Genomic DNA, 19,360 nt, shown 5'->3' on the forward strand with positions numbered 1-19,360 from the left:
TCAATCCATCGCGGCGTTGTCAGCGACAGGCAGCTTGGCGAGCACGGCAGCGCGGAACTGGCTGCCCTCGCCGGGCGTGCTGATGGCGGTCACGTCGCCGCCCATCAGCCGGCACAGACGGCGGCTGATAGCCAGTCCCAGGCCGGTGCCACCGTACTTGCGTGTCGTCTCGGCGTCGGCCTGCACAAAGGGCTGGAAGAGCCGGCCCAGCTGCGAAGGCGTCATGCCTATGCCTGTGTCGCTGACCTCGAATACCACCATGCGGCGGCCGGCCGCATCCAGCCCGCTGGTGATTTCTATCAGGATACGGCCATCGTGGGTGAACTTTGCCGCGTTCGAAACCAGGTTGATCAGCACTTGCCGCAGCTTGGTCAAGTCAGACTGCAACAGGCCCAAGCCCTGTGCGCAATGCACCTGGAGGCTGTTGCGATTTGTGGCCAGCAGGGGCTGGGTGGTCGAAACCACCTGGTCCAGCAGTTCGGCCAGCTCGAAGAACTCGACATGCAATTCGATCTTGCCCGCTTCAATTTTCGAGAGATCGAGCACATCGTTGATCATTTGCAGCAGATGCCGCGCGGCACCCTTGATGCGCCCAAGGTCGGCCAGCGCGGTGCCCGCCTCGCCGCGATCCGCGAAGTCTTCTTCCAGCATCTCGGTATAGCCGATCACGGCATTGAGCGGCGTGCGCAGCTCGTGGCTCATATTCGCCAGGAAGGCGCTCTTGGTGAGGTTGGCGGCCTCTGCCTGTTCACGGGCCTGCTCTGCGATCACCCGGGATCGCTCGAGATCCGCCTTCTGTTGTTCTATGACCTGATTGCGCGCGTGAACCTCACGCTTGGCGCCAATGGCCTGGCGCGTCTGGAAATGAGACACCAGACCGAATGCTGCCGTGTAGGTAATGACAGCGAGCGCCGTCATCGCATGTGCCAACACAGGGACCGGCAACACGTCGAACCCGGCGCTGAGCCCCGCGATCAAGATCCCCAGCACGAAGCACGCGGCGCCGATCAGGCCCAGGCGCAAGCCGCCTATGCTCAGGTTGGCGGCATTGATGGCGGTGAACGACACCACGCCAATCCACAGATCAAGGCCGGTCAGCAGCGTGAACGCGCCCATCAGAAAGCTGTCGACCAGCAAATTCCGCTGCTCGGCGGCCTTGCTGTCACGCGCGCGGCTCGCCACCAGATAGGCCAGATGCGGCCACAGCAAGGCAATGCTGCAAATCAGCACCAAGGTGCCGGTGGACATGTCCCCCAGTTGCAATACCGAGACAGCCACCGCGCCAAAGAACCCTTGGCCGACGATGCGCAGACCGTAGTCCAGGCGCACGGTCGGGTGGACACGCCGCGGCGAGCGGGGGCGGGCGATCTCTTGTGGGGCGGTAGTCAAGGCAGGGCTCTGTGTAGATCCATGGTGGATGACGCCAGCTATACGCTGGTGTTGCTATCCAACACCAGCCTGGAAATCACCACGACTCCTGACCTTGGGAATGCCGATGTTCATGCTGCGAATCTCTCAAAATGGGTGAGCAACCCACGTGGGAGAGTTGCTACAGGACAACGTCAAAAATTATTGTAATACGAATTACAAAACAATTTCATTGTTGCCGACGAGGGCAGGGGAGAATGGCGGCCACCGTTGCGACGGCGCAGAATGCTATTGTTTCAATAGCTGTTTGCGCTGTAGCAGCAAGCGTTACAGGCCTTTTTTCTTTAAATTATTCAGAAAACGCGATCAGTTGCAGCAGTCGGCCAGCGCCATCGATCCGATGGCCAGTGCCACGCTGATTGCCGCGCGTTACGTTGGCTACAAGGGCTGGATGTGCACGGCCTTGGCCAAGGCTTGCAGCTTCACGGTGTCTGCGCTGTAAAAGTGAGCTGCCTCAAGCAGTGACATCGGGGAGGGCACCGCACCACCGGCGGCATCGATGGCCTTGCGCACATCTGCATCGCCGAGCGCGTCGGTGACCACCTTGTGCATCTGCGCGCTGGCGCTTTCGCTCATCGCGGCCGGTACCAGCAGACCGACCCAGATGCTTGGGCGACCGACACTAGGCGCCGTCCGGCTTTCGTCAAAGGTCGCGGCGGCGGGGAAGCGCGCGAGCCGCTGCGCCGATGAGACGCCCAGCACCTTCATCCGGCCACCAGAGACCATGCTGCCCAGCAGCGCGTCTACGGGCAGCATCGTTAAGTCGATGCTGCCGCCCTGAAGGTCGGTCAGCATGGGCATGCCGCCGCGGTAGGGCACGTGCGTGGCTTGGATGCCCGTGGCGGACAGCAGCTTCTCCGTCACTAGGTGGAATAAGGATCCCTGCCCAGTACTGCCATAGCTAAGCGGCCTGTTGCCGCTGCCCTCGCGTTTGCGCGCCAACGCAACGAGTTCGTCCAGATTGTTCGCGGGCAAGTCGCTGCGCGCGTACAGCGCTAGCGGTGAATTGTTCAGCACGCCCAAGAGCCGGAAATCCGTGGCTTTGTATCGCACAGCGCGCAAGGTCAGCGGCGCCAGTACGGTTTCGGAAGGGGACCCCACAAAGAGGGTGGAGCCGTCAGGCACGGCCGCCAGCAAGCGATTGGCCGCTATGGAGCCGCTCGCACCGGATATGTTTTCGACTACCGCGACACGCCCGAGCCCCCGACCCAGCGCAGGCGCAACGGCGCGAGCGAAGATATCGGTCACGCCGCCGGCAGGTTGCGCCACCAAGATGGTGAGATGGCCGCTGGGGGTCTGGGCGCGAAGGTGAGGGGCGACAGTGAACGAAGCTGCGCCCATGCCCCATAAGGCGAATGCGCGACGGGAGATGTTCATGGCGAAATCCTCTGTTTTTTCAGGACATCATCCGGACTGATGTTCCCAGAGATCAGACGGGGAGGGATAATAATTCGTATTATGGGTTGCAATCAAGCATGAAGAATTCAACGAGCCCCCAACAAGTACCGCCCGCCGAAACCAGTCACTTGTCCGCCGCCGTGAACAAAGCCGAGGCGCCTGCGGAGGCCTTGCGACGCCCCACGCAGCGCGACATCGCCGTTGCAACCGGCATGTCGCAGACCGCCGTGTCCTTGGTACTTAACCGCGTGGAGCCGTGTACGGTGTCTGCGGAGGTGCGCGAACGCATATTGCAAACCGCACAGCAACTCGGTTATGTCCCCAACCGAGTGGCCAGAAATCTCAAGTCTGCACGCACGCGCACGCTGGCTTGCATAGTCCCCGACATTACGAATCCAACCTACCCGGCCCTGGTGCGGGGTTTCCAGTCCGCCGCCGATGCGGCGGGATACGACACCATGATCTTTGACACCGACGGCACGCCCGAGCGCGAGCGCCGGGCGTTGCAGTGGCTGGCGCAGGGGCATGTGGACGGCGTGCTGGCGGTGTTCTTTCATCTTGACGAAGCCGAGCTGCTGACGGCAGTGCGCGGACGCGTTGCCATGGTTCAGGTGGAAAGCCAGGCGTACAGACCCTCACCCTACATCGACAAGGTCTATATCGACAACGCGGCGGCGGCGCAGGCCATGACGCAAGTCCTGATCGACAAAGGGCACCAACGCATCGCCATGCTGTCCTGCCCGATAGGCCCGGGCGCTGAGCGCCAACGCGGTTTTCATGCCGCGATGCAGAAAGCAGGGCTAGCGCCCCACATCATCGCCGCCGATGATTTCACGCAAGCCGCAGGTGCGCGCGCCATGGCAGCCGAATTGGCTGGAGACTTCCGCTACAGCGCCGTATTCGCTGCCAACGACCTGCTGGCCATCGGCACCATGGCAACACTGCGCGCGGCTGGGCGACGCGTTCCCGACGATGTCGCGGTAGCCGGCTTCGATGACATTCCCTCAGCGCAATTGCTGCAGCCAGCGTTAACCACGGTGCGCCGATCCGAACAGGCCATGGGCCACTTTGCAGCCGAGTTGCTGATCGCACGACTGGATGGCCCCGATACGGGCCGACCGGGCCGTGGCTTCGAGCTGCCTTTCCAGTTGGTCCTGCGCGATTCAGCCTGATCGGAGGGTCGCCATTGACGAAACAGATAGCATTGTTGTCCATGAGTCGCACAACGAGTCTGTCCATACTCGCGAGTTCTGTTTTTGAAAGATACTGAATTCGGGCCACAAACCCCTTCAAACGCACAAAAGCAAAGTCCATTGCGTACTTTCAACGCGTCGGCGAATTGGCCTACATCGACACCATGGCCTCCGTGACGTTGGTTCAGTTGCGCGGTGCGGTCTTCGAGAACGTCCGCCGGCAAAACGCCGATATTGATCTCAGGTCGATTTTTTCGAGGATTTACCTCGTGAAATTTCCATCTATAACCCCCTATCCGGGTGTAAGGTCGGACACAGTCATGCTCAAGGCCTGCGCAGTCATGCAGCTCAGCCGCGTGAGGGTATAGCGTTACTAGTTTGTGGCGCTTGGTGACACGGCGATGGTCATGTGAGTGTCCACTTTGCGCTTCACTTAGAACACTAGCAGTGTTAAGGGCCATTAAAACGCGAGGAGATTGCGTCTTGGCCAGTAAACGTCAAAATACTGATCAAAGCAGCAGTTATCTTTTCGATGACCCTAAAGGCAGCCTTGCATCATGACTAAAGAATCCAACCCCGAGTTTGACGAGAAGCGATTTAAAGAGGATAGAGCGGCCTGGTGCCGAACATACGTGCACGTTTGGTCTGATCTATCCGGGGGCGTTTACGACAAGGAAGCGATCGAGAACGCGGCCGACGAGCATTGGCAAAGAAGCCCGAATAGTGATCCGGTGCAAATAGCTACGATTGAATTCATCAAAGTAGACGGCAATCACAGTAGCGGTGAAGGGAACGACAATTCTGTCTGAATATGACAAAAACTTGTCTGCCGCTTGAAATAACCAAGTGGTTGCTTTGGCTGCAATGAGATGTCAAATAAAAAATGATACCGCCCATCCACGATGACCGTATGGTGGGGAGCCTTGCCGCGCGGCTCGGATGAGTAGTGGCGCATCGTCATGCCACCGAATGCCAACTCAGTTCTTGACAAGTCTTAATTTAATTTGACAATGAATCACGTTCTTGTCATATCTAAAAAATACGACGAGAGCAGTTGTTTTTGCCACATAAGCCCACGTATGCAAGCGAACCATGCGCCCGCCGGGCTTCGTGGCAGATCTGGATGTTCAATCGCATAGGAGACCGCCATGCAAAAAAGGAATTTTTTGATTAAATCAGCAACAGTGTTGTGCACCACCGCACTAGCGCTTTCTGGCTGTACCTCCACTCCTATGTCTGGTGCGAATACGCCCGCCAAGAAACAGGAAATCGATACCAGTGTGAATTCCACACTGACTAGGCTTTCCAGTACGGTGCCCGGTTCGCGCGAACTGGTTAACAAAGCGCGCGGCGTGCTGGTCTTTCCATCCGTGTTGGCTGCCGGCTTCGGAGTCGGCGGCGAATACGGTGAAGGCGCGTTGCGCATAGGCGGCAAGACCGTCGATTACTACAGTACTGCGACTGCTTCGTTCGGACTGCAAATTGGCGCGCAATCCAAGGCCGTCATCTTCTTGTTCATGACACAGGAAGCACTGGACAAATTCCGCAGCAGCCAAGGGTGGACGGCCGGCGTCGATGCATCGGTGGCAGTCATTAAGGCTGGCGCCAATGGCGATGTCGACCTGAACACTGCCACACAACCAGTGAACGTTTTCGTCATGACCAACGCGGGACTGATGGCCAACCTCACCGTGGAAGGTACAAAAATCACCAAACTGAAGGCGCAATAACGACGATGTCGGCGGTGCGCAATACGCCCCATACGCCATAAAATTCTGGACTATGACCCTCGATCCCTGCCAAGGCGCAGCGTTTTTTTAACAATATCACTTCAGCAGCAGGGAAGAGCGCCTCACCGAAATGGCCGCCCTTGCAAATCCGCCTGGAGATAACCCCCGAGGCGATACCGCTGACCAACGCGGCCGCGGCCAGCAACAACTGGTCGTTCTTCGGCTGTTCGACCCCGACTGATTGGTCTTGGAATGGTAATCCCCCCGATTTCCACTGACGTCAGAAGTAGAGCGGTTATGCAGCCATGGCCAGGTGCTGCTTTGGGGTGAAACCGCCCAAGGCCATATTCGGGCGGTCGTGATTGTAGGACCACATCCACTGCGTGGCGAAGTCCTGAACCTCCTCAATACTGGACCAGTAATACTGGGACAACCATTCGTAGCGAACAGTTCGGTTGAACCGTTCGACATAAGCGTTTTGCTGAGGCTTGCCTGGCTGGATATATTCAAACCGAATGCCCCATTCCTTGGCCCAGTTCTGGATGGTGCCGCTGATGTTCTCCGGCCCGTTGTCGCAACGAATGACCTGTGGCTTGCCACGCCAGGAGATGATCTGCTTCAAAGCCCGGATCACCCGTTCTGACGGCAGCGAGAAGTCCACCTCAATGCCCAGTGCCTCGCGGTTGAAGTCATCAATGACATTGAACAATCGCAGGTTCCTGCCGTCTTCGAGCTTGTCGTGCATGAAGTCCATCGACCACACCTGATTGATGGCTTCTGGCACAGCCAAAGGCTCAGGCCTCTCACGCACCAGGCGCTTCCTGGGTTTGATGCGCAGGTTGAGTTCCAGCTCCCGGTAGATGCGGTACACCCGCTTGTGATTCCAGCCAAAGTTCTTGACATTGCGCAGATACAGGTAACACAGGCCAAATCCCCAGTTGCGGTGGTTATCCGTCAAGCGGATCAGCCAATCGGCAATGATCTCGTTTTCAGCGTTTTGCCTGGAGGTAGCAGGATTCACTGATCGAGAACACGGCACAGGCCAGCCGTATGGCGAGCCCACGCTGCTGTACAACCTCTTTGGCCATCTCGCGCCTGCGAGACGGCCGTGCTACTTTTTTGCGAGGTACTCGTTGGCGATTTCAGCCTTGAGCTTCTCCTCCAAATACATCTTCTTGAGGCGCCGGTTCTCATCTTCGAGCTCCTTCATGCGGGCCATCATGGAGGTGTCCATGCCGCCGAACTTGGCACGCCATTTGTAGAACGTAGCGCTGCTGATACCCAGCTCCCGGCATATCTCCGGGACTGGCAGACCGGCTTCAACACGTTTCAAGGCAGCCATAATTTGGCTGTCGGTAAATCTTGACTTCTTCACGCAGAACTTCCTTCTTGGAAAATTCTACTTCTGTGGTCTTTGGTTTATCGGGGGGATTACCGGCAGGACGGCAGCCCTGCGGCAAGGAGTCTGATAGCTATACGGCCTCATTGTCAGACGGCCACGTCGGCATCACGCAGTGCTTCGGTACGCTGAGCACCATACTCGATGTGGCGGTCGCTGCTGACCGTGATGTCGAGTTGCGTCGCGTCACGCTCACCAATCACGGCGACATTCCGCGTGAGATCACCTTGACCTCGTATGCGGAATTGGTGCTCGGGCCGGCTGGCGCTGATGCGGCCCACCCGACATTCTCCAAGATGTTTGTGCAGACGCATTGGGTGGAGCAGGGCGGTATTCTTCTTGCCACGCGACGGCGCCGCTCGCCGGACGAGCCCCAGGTGTGGGCTGCTCATGTGGCGGTGATTGAGGGCACCGACGAGGGTGTTTGCACATTCGAAACTGATCGCATGCGCTTTCTTGGCCATGGTCGCACATTGCGTCGCGCGCTGGCCATGCAGCCCGGTGCGGTACTGTCAAACACCTCTGGGTGTGTGCTTGATCCGATCTTCAGCTTGCGCCGGCAGGTGTGCGTGGAACCCGGTGCCAGCGTGCGGGTGGCGTTCTGGACCGCACTATCGGACTCGCGCGAGGGCATTCTTGCACTCGTGCAACCATTGCGCGCAAGCGGCGCCTGTGAACAAGTGCTGGCGGGATCACTGGCTCGTGCCGTCGCAGAGCAGACGCGCCTCGGTATCGATGCCGTGCAGACGGCACGCTTCGGATACCTTGCCGGCGCACTGATTTATGCCGACAGCCACTTGCGGGCATCAGCCGAGATTCTGGAACGCGGCAGTGGTGGGCCGCCGGTGCTCTGGAGCAAGGGCATTTCCGGTGATCGTCCCATCGTGCTGGCGCGCATTGCCAGCGAATCTGATCTGGCTTGCCTGGATGAGTTGCTGCTGGCGCAGCAATACTGGCAATCAAAGCGCCTGGGGGTTGATGTGGTTCTGCTCGACACCGCGGTCAGCGACGGCGACCCCCTGCATGCCAGGCTGGAGGAGCAAACGCAGGCGCAGAATGCCCGCCTGAAGGCCGATCGCGAGGCGGTTGGCACTGCGCTGTTCACGCTGCGCGACACCCTTGTTTCCGATGCCTTACGCGCCGGCGTGAGCACTGCCGCCCGCGTTGTGCTGGATACGGCGCAAGGTTTTCCTACCCCGCCTCCCAAAAATGCCGAAGGCGACGGCATACCGCCGGCTGAAAACGCGTATCTCCCATCCCAAGCGGCAGACGAGGACGCCGCTTCCACGGCGCCCAGCGCGCCGCCGACACGCGAGTTCGACAATGGCACAGGGGGATTCATCGAGTCCGGCCGCACTTACGCCATCACGCTCACCGGCGATCGCTGTACGCCGATGCCCTGGGTCAACGTGATCGCCAATCCCTGCTTCGGCTTTCTGGTGTCAAGCGAAGGCGGCGGTTATACGTGGTCACTCAACAGCCAGCAAAATCCGCTGACGCCTTGGCCCAACGATCCGGTCAGCGACACGCCGCATGAGGCGTTGTACCTGCGCGACGAGGGCAGCGGTGATTTGTGGAGCGCGACGGCGCTGCCGATCCGTGTGCCGGACGCGACCTACACCGTGCTCCACGGCAAAGGCTACAGCCGCTTCGAACATGCGGCGCATGGCATCGATGTGGCCTTGTTGCAATTCGTGCCACCGGCAGATCCGGTAACGCTGTCGCGGTTGCGCCTGCGCAACCGTTCCTCGCGCACCCGCCGCCTGTCGGTCACCGGCTATGTGGAATGGGCGCTGGGTGCAAATGGCACGGTGCCGGCGCCGTTCGTGGCGACCTCGTGCGATGCCGTGACCGGCGCGCTGTTCGCGCGTAATGCGTGGCGCGCGGAGTTCGGTGAACGTGTTGCGTTTATCGATCTGGGTGGACGACAGCATGCATGCACCGGCGATCGCCTGGAGTTCCTCGGACGCCATGGCGCGGTCGATCATCCTGCAGCGCTGGCGGGCGGGGCTTCTCTATCGGGGCGTGTCGGCGCCGGCTTGAGTCCCTGTGGTGCGCTGCAGACTTCCATCGACTTGGCACCCCATGAGCAGATCGACATGGTGTTCATGCTTGGCGATGCGGCGTCGAGTGACGAGGCGCGGGCGTTGGTAGAAAAATATCGCACGATCGATCTTGAGGCCGTGTTGGGTGAGGTGTGCGCGCAGTGGGACGCGGTGCTGGACACGGTGCAGGTGAGCACACCGGATCGCGCAATGGACATCCTCTTGAACGATTGGCTACCGTATCAGGTGCTGGGCTGTCGGGTATGGGCGCGTACGGCTTATTACCAGGCCAGCGGTGCTTATGGCTTTCGTGATCAGCTGCAGGACGTGATGGCACTGTGTATCAGCCGCCCCGACATCGCACGAGAACACCTGCTGAGGGCGACGGCGCGGCAATTCAGGGAGGGTGACGTCCAGCATTGGTGGTTACCGCCTTCAGGGCAGGGCATTCGCACCCACATCAGCGATGACCATATCTGGCTGGCATATGTCGCTGCCCACTACTTCGAGACGACTGGCGACGTCGCTGTTTTGGACGAAAATCTGCCCTTTCTCGAGGGCGCTCCGATCAAGGCGGGCGACACCGATGCGTTTTATCAGCCCGGTATTGCCAACGAGCAGGCCAGTCTGTACGAGCACGCTGCGCGCGCTATTGACTCCAGCCTGACGTCGGGGCCCCATGGCCTGCCGTTGATGGGCACCGGCGACTGGAATGACGGCATGAACAACGTGGGCGCGCAGGGTAACGGTGAAAGCGTCTGGCTAGCCTGGTTTTTGCTGGCGACGATCAAGGCCTTCGCGCCAGTTGCCCACGCACGCGGCGAGCATGCTCGTACCGTTTCCTGGCAAAAATATGCGACGGCTTTAAAGGGCGTGCTCGAAGGCCCGGTGGGCTGGGATGGCGAGTGGTATCGGCGCGGCTACTACTACGACGGTACAGCACTCGGGTCGCATAACAGCGAAGAATGCCGGATCGACACGATTGCGCAATCGTGGAGCCTAATGTCCGGCGCAGCCGATCCCGGTCATACCACACAGGCTATGGCCGCGGTAGAAAAATACCTGGTGCAGCACGACGACAGGGTCGCGCTACTGTTCACGCCACCGTTCGATCAAACGCCACTCAATCCGGGCTACATCAAAGGCTACCCTCCCGGGATTCGGGAAAACGGCGGGCAATACACGCATGGCGCGACATGGTCAATTTTTGCCTGCGCGATGCTCGAGCAAGGCGACAGTGCCGGCGAATTGTTCAATATTCTCAATCCCATCCAGCACAGCGCAACTGCAGATGCGCTGTCGCGCTACCAGGTCGAGCCGTATGTCGCCTGTGCCGATGTCTATTCAGTGGCACCGTACATCGGGCGCGGTGGCTGGACCTGGTACACCGGATCGGCTGGTTGGTTATATCGCGCCGGGCTGGAGGCCATTTTGGGATTTCAGTTGCATGGCGATCAACTGCTGCTCAGCCCATGCATTCCCAAGTCCTGGCGAGGCTACCGGATTGTGTATTTCCGTCGTGGCAAGCATGACACAGTCACCCGCTACGAAATAGACGTCGAAAATTTGGCTGGGGTAAATTGCAGCGTCATTCGTGTAACGCTTGATGGGGTGGTGCGGGCCAACAGCCCCGGAAACGTTGTCCGAATCCCGCTGGCTGAAGATGGGCTGGTGCACCTGGTTCATCTTGTACTTGGCTAAAAATTGAAGCTCGATCACTGTTGACAATCGGATACGGGTTTTGCTGGAGACAGAGAATGTGTTGGATTTCGTGTAAGCGGAAAATCCAACGCGAGAGTGATCTCGCAAGTCCGTAAACACAATGACTACCCAAAAGCGCGGATTACCTGAGGAACTGCGACTTGGGCTTGAAACAGACCTTACCCTTGCGGACGTAAGCTGCGATTGAATTCATGGCAACTGATGCATCAGGGTTCTGCCTGTACCAACAGATGCGCTTGTGCAGGCAGCTCCGCCAGCAGCAGCACCTGTCCCGGTGCCACCACACGATCAGGCTTGAAGCCGTCTTCAGCCGGCAGGCCAGCACGCTGCCAGCGAAGTATCACCACGCGTTGTTTCAGGCGCAGCGTGATCTCAAATGAAGGCCAGTGGGCGGGCACGCGTGGCGTCAGCGACATTTTCCCTTGCCGCACGTACAAGCCCAGCAGCGTTTCCAGCGCCGCGCGGTGCAGCCAGGCGGCCGAGCCGGTGTACCAGCTCCAGCCGCCGCGGCCGACATAGGGTGGCGCGCCGTACACATCGCCGGCCATCACATACGGCTCCAGTTCATAGGTCGGGCCGCGAGTGGGGTGCTGGCTGCGGTGGGCTGGGCTGAGCATCTGAAAGCTTTCCCACGCGGCCTCGGTGTCGCCGGTTTGCGCTTGCGCCATCATGGCCCACACACCGGCATGTGCATACTGGCCGCCGTTTTCGCGCACGCCCGGTGGGTAGGCCTGAATGTAGCCGGGGTTGTTGGCTGATGTGGCCAGCGGTGGCGTGAGCAGGCGCAGCAGGCCAGCCTCGCGGTCGACCAGCTGCTCGTTCATGGCTTGCATCGCGGGTTTCGTGAAGGCCTCGCTGGATGCGCCAGACAATACTGCCCAGGCCTGCGCGATCAAATCGATACGACATTCGTCGTTCTGCGATGAACCCAGCGGCGCGCCGTTGTCGAAGAAGGCACGGCGGAACCAGGCGCCGTCCCAGCCGTGGCTGTGCAGCGCGTTGATCCAGCCTTCGCGCGCATCCCGCCATTTCTGTGCGCGGGCACTGTCGCCGCAGGCCTGGGCGAGCGGCGCGAACGCTTGCACCACCGCACAGAGAAACCAGGCGAGCCAGACTGACTCGCCTTTGCCCTCGTGGCCGACACGGTTCATGCCGTCATTCCAGTCCCCCGTGCCCATGAGGGGCAAGCCATGCGAACCTGTGGCCAGGCTGCGGTCGATGGCCCGTGCGCAATGCGTGAAGATCGAGGCGGTCTGGGCGCTGAGCTGTGGCGCGTAATAGGCATCTTCCGCGCCGTCGGGGATGGGCGGTCCGTCGATGAAGGCCACGTCCTCGTCCAGGATACCTGTGTCGCCAGTGACATCTATATAGTGCGCGCAGGCAAAAGGCAGCCACAGCAGGTCGTCCGAAAAATGCGTGCGTACGCCTTCGCCCCCCGGCGCATGCCACCAGTGCTGAACGTCGCCTTCGGGGAACTGACGCGACGCATTTAGAAGAATTTGTTGACGCAGGCGGCCTGGTTCGATGAGGGCAAAAGCCATTGCGTCCTGCAATTGGTCGCGAAACCCGAAGGCTCCGCCGGCCTGGTAAAAACCGGCCTTGGACCACAGGCGCGAGCTCAGGGTCTGGTACAGCAGCCAGCGATTGAGCAGCGCGTCAAACAGCGGGTCGGGCGTGCGCACCTGGACCTTGCCCAGCAGATCATTCCAATACTGCTTGCCCCCTTTCAGCGCCTGCGCCAGGTCTTTGCCTTGCCAGTCGCGTGCCAACTGCTGGGCCTGCGCCGCATCCGTGGCATGGCCCAGCATGAAAGCCAGTTCAAGGCTCTGGCCCGGCTCCAGCGCAAAAGCGCCGGACAAGGCCGCACACGGGTCTGCGGCGGTGCCGGCCTGTTGGCCCAATATTTCGGGAAGTACCAGGCGGCCGGCCACATCAAAAAATTCGCTGCGGTCGCAAGTCCATTGCATGGGATCAGACAACCCGACCAGTGACAAAAAAGCACTGCTGCCACCGAAGCCGGCCCGGCTTTCACGCTGCTGGGCAAACACGGTCGGCTGGTTGGGGACTTTCCAGCCGTGCACGGTGCGGCGTTCCTGGCGGGCCGCGCCCATTTGCCATTCCACCATCGCCAGCGCGCGAAGATGGCGCTGCTCGCTGCCCTGGTTGTGCAGCTTCACCTGCACGATCTTGACGGCATCGCTGCGGTCTGCGAAAAAAGTGGTTTCCAGCTGGAGATCACCGTGCTGGCACGCAAACACCGTGTAGCCCTGGCCGTGCCGCACCTGATAAGGCAATTGCGATCCACTTTCGGTGGATGGGGTCAGGGCCAGCAGCTTTTGGCTGTCGAGGTCTTGCAGCAGGTAGTGTTCAAAAGCCGGGTCCTGCACCGGATCATTGGACCAGGGCGTGAGCTGATGCAGCCGGCTGTTGATGGCCCAGGTGTAGCCGGCGCCGGCCTCGGACACCTGAAAGCCAAGGGATGGATTGGCAATCACGTTGACCCAGGGGCGCGGCGGCCGATGCAGGCTGTCAAGCTGGAACTGGAACTCCCCGCTGGCGGCGTCGAAGCGGCCCAGTGGTGAGCGTTCCGCCTCGACTGGGTCGAGCAAGGGATCTGCCACAGCAGCCTTGGCAATCGGTGGGCTGGCCGGCACGGCGCGGCGGCGCAGGCCGCTGGCGCCTTGCAGTGTCGCCACCTGCTGCTCCAGCGGGCGCCCGTCCGCGATGAAGATGAAACGCGCCAGACCTGCCAGCACTGCTTTTTCTGATGCCGTCAACTCGTGGTCGCGCAGCAGGAAAAATCCGCCTGCATCGCTGTTCGGGAAACTGTTCTCCGTCTGCTGACGCGTACGGTCGCGCAGCGCAAGGATGCCTTGGTGTAACGGCATCAGGTAGGAGTTGATTTCGCTGTTGATGATCACCACATCGACCGCCAGGCCGCCGAAACTCCAGAGGGGCAGGGCGCGCAGCAAGGCATGCACCAGCGCCATGCCGTTGCTGGCGTGAATGCGCACCAGCACGATGGGCTTGTCTCCGGACAGGCCAAAGCGCCAGAGCTGACGCTGGTCCAGCGGCCCGCGTTCGGTCAAGGGGCGGGTGGCGGTATACATCAGCGCCGTGTTGAGGTCTTGCAGGGCCGCATGGCGCTCCGGGGCGAGGTCCAGATCACGCAGTCGCACCTGTGCCAGCGTCACCGCCATGCGGGCCGCACGTTCCACGTGCATGGGCTGCAGGTATTTGTCGACGCGCGAGATCAGCTCATCGGCCTGTTCGGCGGCAGCGGTCGCAAAGCTCAGCCTGGCAACGCCGCCTGCCGCAATGCGTACCCGGACACGCAAGCTGGCGACAGGGTCCAGCCCGTTGAGGGGTGTGCCGTCTTCCCGCCTGGCCTGCGCCTGCAGGGCCGGTTGACCGGTCATCCGGTTGCGCCCGAGGAACGAGCGCCTGTCGGCGATGAAGTCGATGGCCCGCACATCGGCTTCTGCATCGGCCAGAAAATGCGCAACAGCCATCACCGGATCGCCTTGCAGGCGCGGCTTGCGCGAAAGCAGCAGGGCGCGCCACTCGGCATGCCACTGGGTGTCCAAAAACAGGTTGGAAAAGGCCGGGTGCGCCTCATCCGCCCGCTGGTCGGCCAGCACCGCTTCAAAACATGAGATCACTTCTATGCTGATGTCGCTGTTCGATAGGTTGTGCAGCATGACGGTCCGGATTTCGGTGTCGTCCTCTGGACTGACCAGCACGGTGGTGGTGGCTTCGAGATACTCCGACTTAGCCTCGAACTGGACACGGTCGGCGAGAAAAGTGGCTTTGTAGATCCAGTCGGGGTGAGGCGCGGGGTGAAAGGTGAGTGATGCGACCCGTTCCTCTCCGGTGGTGCGAAGGTAAATAAAGGTGCCGTAGGCGTCGCGCAGCAGGTCATCGCGCCAGCGCGTGATATTTTTGGCGCGCCAGCGGCTGACCCCTGCGCCATTGGCGCGCAGCGCCACGCTGTAGTTGCCGTTGGATAGCAATTGGGTGGGCTGCCAGCCGGATGCGGCGGGGTCTACCTCGCGGGCATGGTACAGCGCGGTTTCCCCGATGCCTTCCGGTTCCGGCAGGGTGCGCGGGTCGGCGCTTTCGACGATTTGGCGCGGCGTTTTTTCATGCAGCAATGCGTCGTGGGCCTGGATCACTGGCGCCGAGGAAAACCAGCGGCGCGGCGCCTCCTTGCACAGCACGTTGCAAAGCGCCACCAGTGACATGCCCTGGTGGTGCGCCATGAAGGTGTTGACCAGGCTTAGCGCCTGGGCGCCGGGCTGCCGGGAGGCGGTGAAATCCACCGCGTCGACGAAACCGTATTCCCCACGGGCACCCAGCCCTTCGAGGCGGCGCAGGTTGGCTACGGCTTCATGTGGCATGAACATGCTGGCCATCACGCTGGCATACGGCGCCACGACCCGATCACCCGGTGGCGTGCGGCGCAAGGCGAGGCGGGGTACACCGAAGGGTGAGTACTGATAGGCCAGCGTGTGGTCTTGCCCAAAATAAGCGGACTCGGAAACCCCCCAGGGCAGTTGCTGCGCCCGACCGTAAGCCTGTTGCTCCATCACGGCCGCCAATCCCGAGACATGCAGCAAACCCTGGTCCGGCTCGGCCATGACCAGCGAAGGCATCAGGTACTCGAACATAGAGCCCGACCACGACTTGAGCCCGGGTGTGATGCCCACCGTCAGGAAGACGCGGCCCAAGGCCTGCCAGTGGCGCCGGGGCACGTCGCCCTTGGCGATCGCCAGGTAGCTGGTCAGCCTGGCCTCGGAGGAGATCAGGTCGTAGTAACTGTCGTCGAGCACCTGCTCGTGCACGCGCAGTCCGATGTGGAAGAGGTTGCGCTTGGCGTTGTAGAGGCTGCTGAAGTCCATCGCCATGCAAAGGCGATCACAGCGATTGGCAATCTCCTGAAGGCGGGCGGCCTGTTCGGCCGTGAGAGGGGCCACAAGCGTGGGGGCCGAATTTTCCGTTGGGCCACCCCTAGGAAAATCAACCCCCTCGGGGGGCAGCGTAGTACACGCAGTGACAAGCGTGGGGGCCAGCAACTCTCTGCAGGCCTGCGCCGTGGCCAGCAGGTGGCCCGCCAGGTTGCCGCTGTCGACGGTGGACACATAGTCGGGCGCCAGGCCTTGCAGCGTTCGGGTGTCGTACCAGTTCAGCAGGTGGCCCTGATGCTTGGGTAAGCGCTCCACCGTGTCCAGCGTAGCTTGCAGCCGCGCGATGAGCTCGGCCGTTGAAATCCATTCAAACCTGCGCGCGCAGGCCACGGCCAGCAGGTACAAACCGATGTTGGTCGGCGAAGTGCGGTGGGCAATGGTCGGCTCGGGCTCCATCTGCAGGTTGTCCGGCGGCAGGTGGTTGTCCTCAGGCCCAACACAGTGTTCAAAAAATTGCCAGGTCTGACGGGCCAGTTGCTCCAGATAGTCGCGATCACCCGTGTCCAGCGCCAGCAAGGGCGCGTTTGCCGCTGGCCGACTGGCCCACCAGGCCGGTAGCGGTGCCAGCGCCCATAGCATGAACAGAGCAGGCCCGGCCCACGGGTGCGGGCTCCACCAGGCGGCCAGCGCCAGCAACAGGCAGAGAAGCGACGACACGGCATATTTGCGCATGAAAGCGCCCAGGCAGTATTTGGCCGAGGCCTGCGCCTGCGCGGCGGTTGTCCATTCGAGCAGCTTTCTGCGGCTCAGCAGCATGCGCCAGAGCGCGCGCGCCATGGCGTCCAGCATCAGACCGGCCTGGATAAACAACTGGCTGAACTGCCACGCCGTGGCGGCTAAGCCGCGCAGCACATCGCGCACGCCGACATCGAAGAAATGCAGCCAGGCGATGCCGCGGCGCGTGGGCACCAGGCCGGCCAGTGCACCCAGCAATGGGCCTACCAAAAGGGCCGCAAGCACAAAGGCCAGTGCTGTGGCCAAGGGCAGTGCGCCTGTTGCGACTACCCAGGCCAGCAGCAGCAGGCAGGCCGGGGCCAGCAGCGAGCGGCGCAGGTTGTCCGCCATGCGCCACAAGCCCAGTGCGTCAATGCCATAGCGTCGGGCGTGCAGCATCAGGGGCAGCAACTGCCAGTCGCCGCGTGTCCAGCGATGCACGCGGGACGCCGCAACCCCGGCGTGGTGCGGGTGATCCTCCAATAGCACGACATCACCCACGTAGCCGCAGCGCGCGATGCTGCCTTCGAGCAAATCGTGGCTCAAGATGGCGCCTTCAGGTATGCGTCTGTCCAGCACGGCGTGAACGGCAGCCACATGCAGCAGCCCCTTGCCGGTGAAATTGCCCATGCCGAACAAATCCTGATACAGGTCGGACACGCCGCTGCTATAGGGGTCCAGGCCGCATTGGCCGGCAAACATGGCGTGATAGGGCGAACGCTCATGGTGGGCCGACAGAGGTGTGACGACGCGTGGTTGCAAGATGCCGTAACCGGCGGTGACGCGCCGACGATCGAAGTCGATGTGCGGCGTGTTCAGCGGGTGGGCCGCGATCGATACCAGTTCTCGCAGCGAACCTGCTGGCAAGCCGGTGTCGCTGTCCAACGTGAGAACGTAGCGGATGTCTGTTGCCAGGTGCATGCCGGGGCCCTGCGGCGCAAAGACTGAGGCTGAACTCTCGGCCAGCTGCCGCAATAGCATTTCGAGCTTGCCGCGTTTGCGCTCCCAGCCTATCCACCGGCCTTCGGTGGCCGACCAGGTACGGGGGCGGTGCAGCAGCAGAAAACGCGCGGCTGCGCCTGCGGGCGCCGGGTAGCTGTGATTGAGTGCTTGCACCTTCAACCGGATGTCATCGAGCAAAGCCTGGTCTGTGGCCAGGGTTTCAGTGTCCGCATCGACCCAGTCCGTCAGCAAGGCAAATTGGGCATGGGTTTCGCGGCTGGCCAGCCAATGCAGGCAAAGGCGGTGCGCCAGTTCGCTGTTGGAGGCCGCCGAGCCGAGCATGCAGGGGATGACCACCAGCACCCGGTGTTCCGCCGGAATGCCCGCAGTGAAGTCCAGTCGTGCCAGCGGCTGGATGCGGGTGGACTCTGCAACCAGCCGGTGGATCAGTGCCGCCGCCGCTTCGGACGCGGGCCAGGCCATCAAAAACACCGCGACCCAGGCCACTCCCTGCAGGGCGGCCAGCGGATACACCGCCCAGTAAAGGGCGGCCACCGTACCGGCGATCCAGACCGCTGCATAAATAGGCAGGCGCCACGTGCGCCAGTTTCGTGCCGGCGGTCTTGACAGGGCAGGCCGATCAGCCGGGCGCAGGGCCACTTCCAGCAAGGGGCGTCCGGCACCCATCAGGTAGTAACCGGCCGTTTGCGCTGCTTTTGAAAGGCCGGGGAGGGCGGCCGCAAGCACCGCTTGGGCGACGGTACGCTCGGATTTGCCGCTTTGCTGGGCCAGTCTTTCCATGGCACGCGTGATCTGCTGGCGCGTCATCTCGCTTTCTCGGGAAAAGCTGGGCAGGCGGCGCAGAATTTGCAATGAGTGGCTGACGGGCTCAATCAATTCCGACCATTCAAGCTGCCCGATCAGCCTGAGCGTGGTGATGATGTTGCTGACCGTGAGATTGGCCTCTGCCTGCGTGGTTTGCCCCTCGCCGAGCAGGCTCAGGCCATCCTGGCAGTGTTGTTCGGTCCAAAGGACCAGCGGAAGAACCGGCTCGACAGACTCGGCGGGCATGCGTTGCCAAAGCTGTGTCAGGTAGCTGCGCTCCAGGCCGCAGCTTTGCATGTCGGCGTATAGAGCATCCAGATCTTGCAGGCTCAGGACGTCAGCAGAATCCCAGGCGGCGTGTGCGACTTCCCGGGCAACCTTGTTCCAGGCGATGCGATCGGCCATGCGGCGGAGGTTTTCCAACAGCACCACACGCAAGGTAGTTGGCAAGGCCCAAAGCTCGCCCAGGCTGAGTTCGCTGACTTCCTGATAGGCATGCAGGAAAGCGGTGAACAGCACCGGGTCTAGCACGCTATCGGTATGCGCCACATAAGCCCAGGCAATGCCATAGACACGCGGCAGGCCCGCCAGCGGTTTGTCCGCGAGTTTGGGTAGGTCTGCGTAGTAGCGGTGAGGGACGCCCTCCTGGATTTGCTGAAGCTGCGCTTCAATCAGATGGAAGTTGTCGAGCAGCCATTCCGCTGCCGGGGTGACGTAATGGCCGCTGCGGGAGGTGAGGGCAATGTAGTCATAGGCCTGGCGAAGCGCGCGTATGTTTTCCTGCACGCGTGGAAAAAAAGGCGGGCCTGGGTTCGTGCCGTCAGCCGGCCGGATGGCCTGGGCTTTGGCCAGGCTGCGGCCATGTTGTTCGAAGCGCTGGGCGCCGAAAAGCTCTGCCCGTATGGGGGCTTGTATTGCCCCCTGACGGGAGAGCAGTAATTTTTTGGCGTAGGGACTTATGGCCTCCAGCCGGTGGATGGCAGATGCGCTCACACCT

Annotated in this window: 8 protein-coding genes and 1 pseudogene; 4 read left to right on the forward strand and 5 right to left on the reverse strand. The window is 61.4% G+C overall.

From position 1 onward, the window contains the following. Both BM160_RS12205 and BM160_RS12210 read right to left on the reverse strand, forming a co-directional pair. A complete protein-coding gene (locus BM160_RS12205; protein ID WP_092005571.1) occupies positions 1–1,389 on the reverse strand; it encodes an ATP-binding protein in 1,389 nt (462 codons plus the stop codon). Positions 1,390–1,806: 417 nt separating this feature from the next. Beyond that, positions 1,807–2,805, reverse strand: coding sequence for a Bug family tripartite tricarboxylate transporter substrate binding protein (locus tag BM160_RS12210; protein ID WP_092005816.1), 999 nt, complete (start codon positions 2,803–2,805; stop codon positions 1,807–1,809). Positions 2,806–2,903: 98 nt separating this feature from the next. On the opposite strand from BM160_RS12210, the gene BM160_RS12215 reads away from it, so the two are divergent. From BM160_RS12215 to BM160_RS12230, 3 genes are all read left to right on the forward strand, one after another. Beyond that, complete coding sequence (locus tag BM160_RS12215) at positions 2,904–3,998, forward strand: LacI family DNA-binding transcriptional regulator (RefSeq protein WP_177219000.1); 1,095 nt, start codon at positions 2,904–2,906, stop codon at positions 3,996–3,998. A 578-nt stretch (positions 3,999–4,576) separates the two neighbouring features. Next, positions 4,577–4,828, forward strand: coding sequence for a hypothetical protein (locus BM160_RS12225; RefSeq protein ID WP_092005580.1), 252 nt, complete (start codon positions 4,577–4,579; stop codon positions 4,826–4,828). Positions 4,829–5,167: 339 nt separating this feature from the next. Further along, on the forward strand, positions 5,168–5,749 hold the full coding sequence (locus BM160_RS12230; protein WP_092005584.1) for a BPSL1445 family SYLF domain-containing lipoprotein: 582 nt from the start codon (positions 5,168–5,170) through the stop codon (positions 5,747–5,749). On the opposite strand, the gene BM160_RS22245 is transcribed toward BM160_RS12230, so the two are convergent. Together BM160_RS22245 and BM160_RS12235 are read right to left on the reverse strand one after the other, a co-directional pair. Continuing rightward, a complete protein-coding gene (locus BM160_RS22245) occupies positions 5,727–5,957 on the reverse strand; it encodes a site-specific integrase (protein WP_143093243.1) in 231 nt (76 codons plus the stop codon). The genes BM160_RS12230 and BM160_RS22245 overlap by 23 nt on opposite strands. Positions 5,958–6,044: 87 nt before the next feature. After that, a pseudogene (locus BM160_RS12235) lies at positions 6,045–7,124 on the reverse strand (IS3 family transposase). Positions 7,125–7,138: 14 nt separating this feature from the next. Between BM160_RS12235 and BM160_RS12240 the strand changes: the two are divergent. Further along, positions 7,139–10,894 (forward strand): GH36-type glycosyl hydrolase domain-containing protein, encoded by a 3,756-nt coding sequence (locus tag BM160_RS12240; protein ID WP_218156613.1) that lies wholly within the window; start codon positions 7,139–7,141, stop codon positions 10,892–10,894. Positions 10,895–11,121: 227 nt separating this feature from the next. Here BM160_RS12240 and BM160_RS12245 read toward each other — a convergent pair whose 3' ends face one another. Beyond that, on the reverse strand, positions 11,122–19,356 hold the full coding sequence (locus BM160_RS12245; RefSeq protein WP_092005590.1) for a glycoside hydrolase family 94 protein: 8,235 nt from the start codon (positions 19,354–19,356) through the stop codon (positions 11,122–11,124). Between the last annotated feature and the right edge of the window lie 4 nt (positions 19,357–19,360).

The organism is Polaromonas sp. OV174 (assembly GCF_900112285.1).
In the GTDB taxonomy this organism is placed as follows: domain Bacteria; phylum Pseudomonadota; class Gammaproteobacteria; order Burkholderiales; family Burkholderiaceae_C; genus Polaromonas.

Excerpts from the sequence above, each read along its gene's own strand:
- BM160_RS12215 (WP_177219000.1), top strand. The coding sequence starts at position 2,904 with ATGAAGAATTCAACGAGCCCCCAACAAGTACCGCCCGCCGAAACCAGT.
- BM160_RS12225 (WP_092005580.1), top strand. The coding sequence starts at position 4,577 with ATGACTAAAGAATCCAACCCCGAGTTTGACGAGAAGCGATTTAAAGAG.
- BM160_RS12230 (WP_092005584.1), top strand. The coding sequence starts at position 5,168 with ATGCAAAAAAGGAATTTTTTGATTAAATCAGCAACAGTGTTGTGCACC.
- BM160_RS12210 (WP_092005816.1), bottom strand. The coding sequence starts at position 2,805 with ATGAACATCTCCCGTCGCGCATTCGCCTTATGGGGCATGGGCGCAGCT.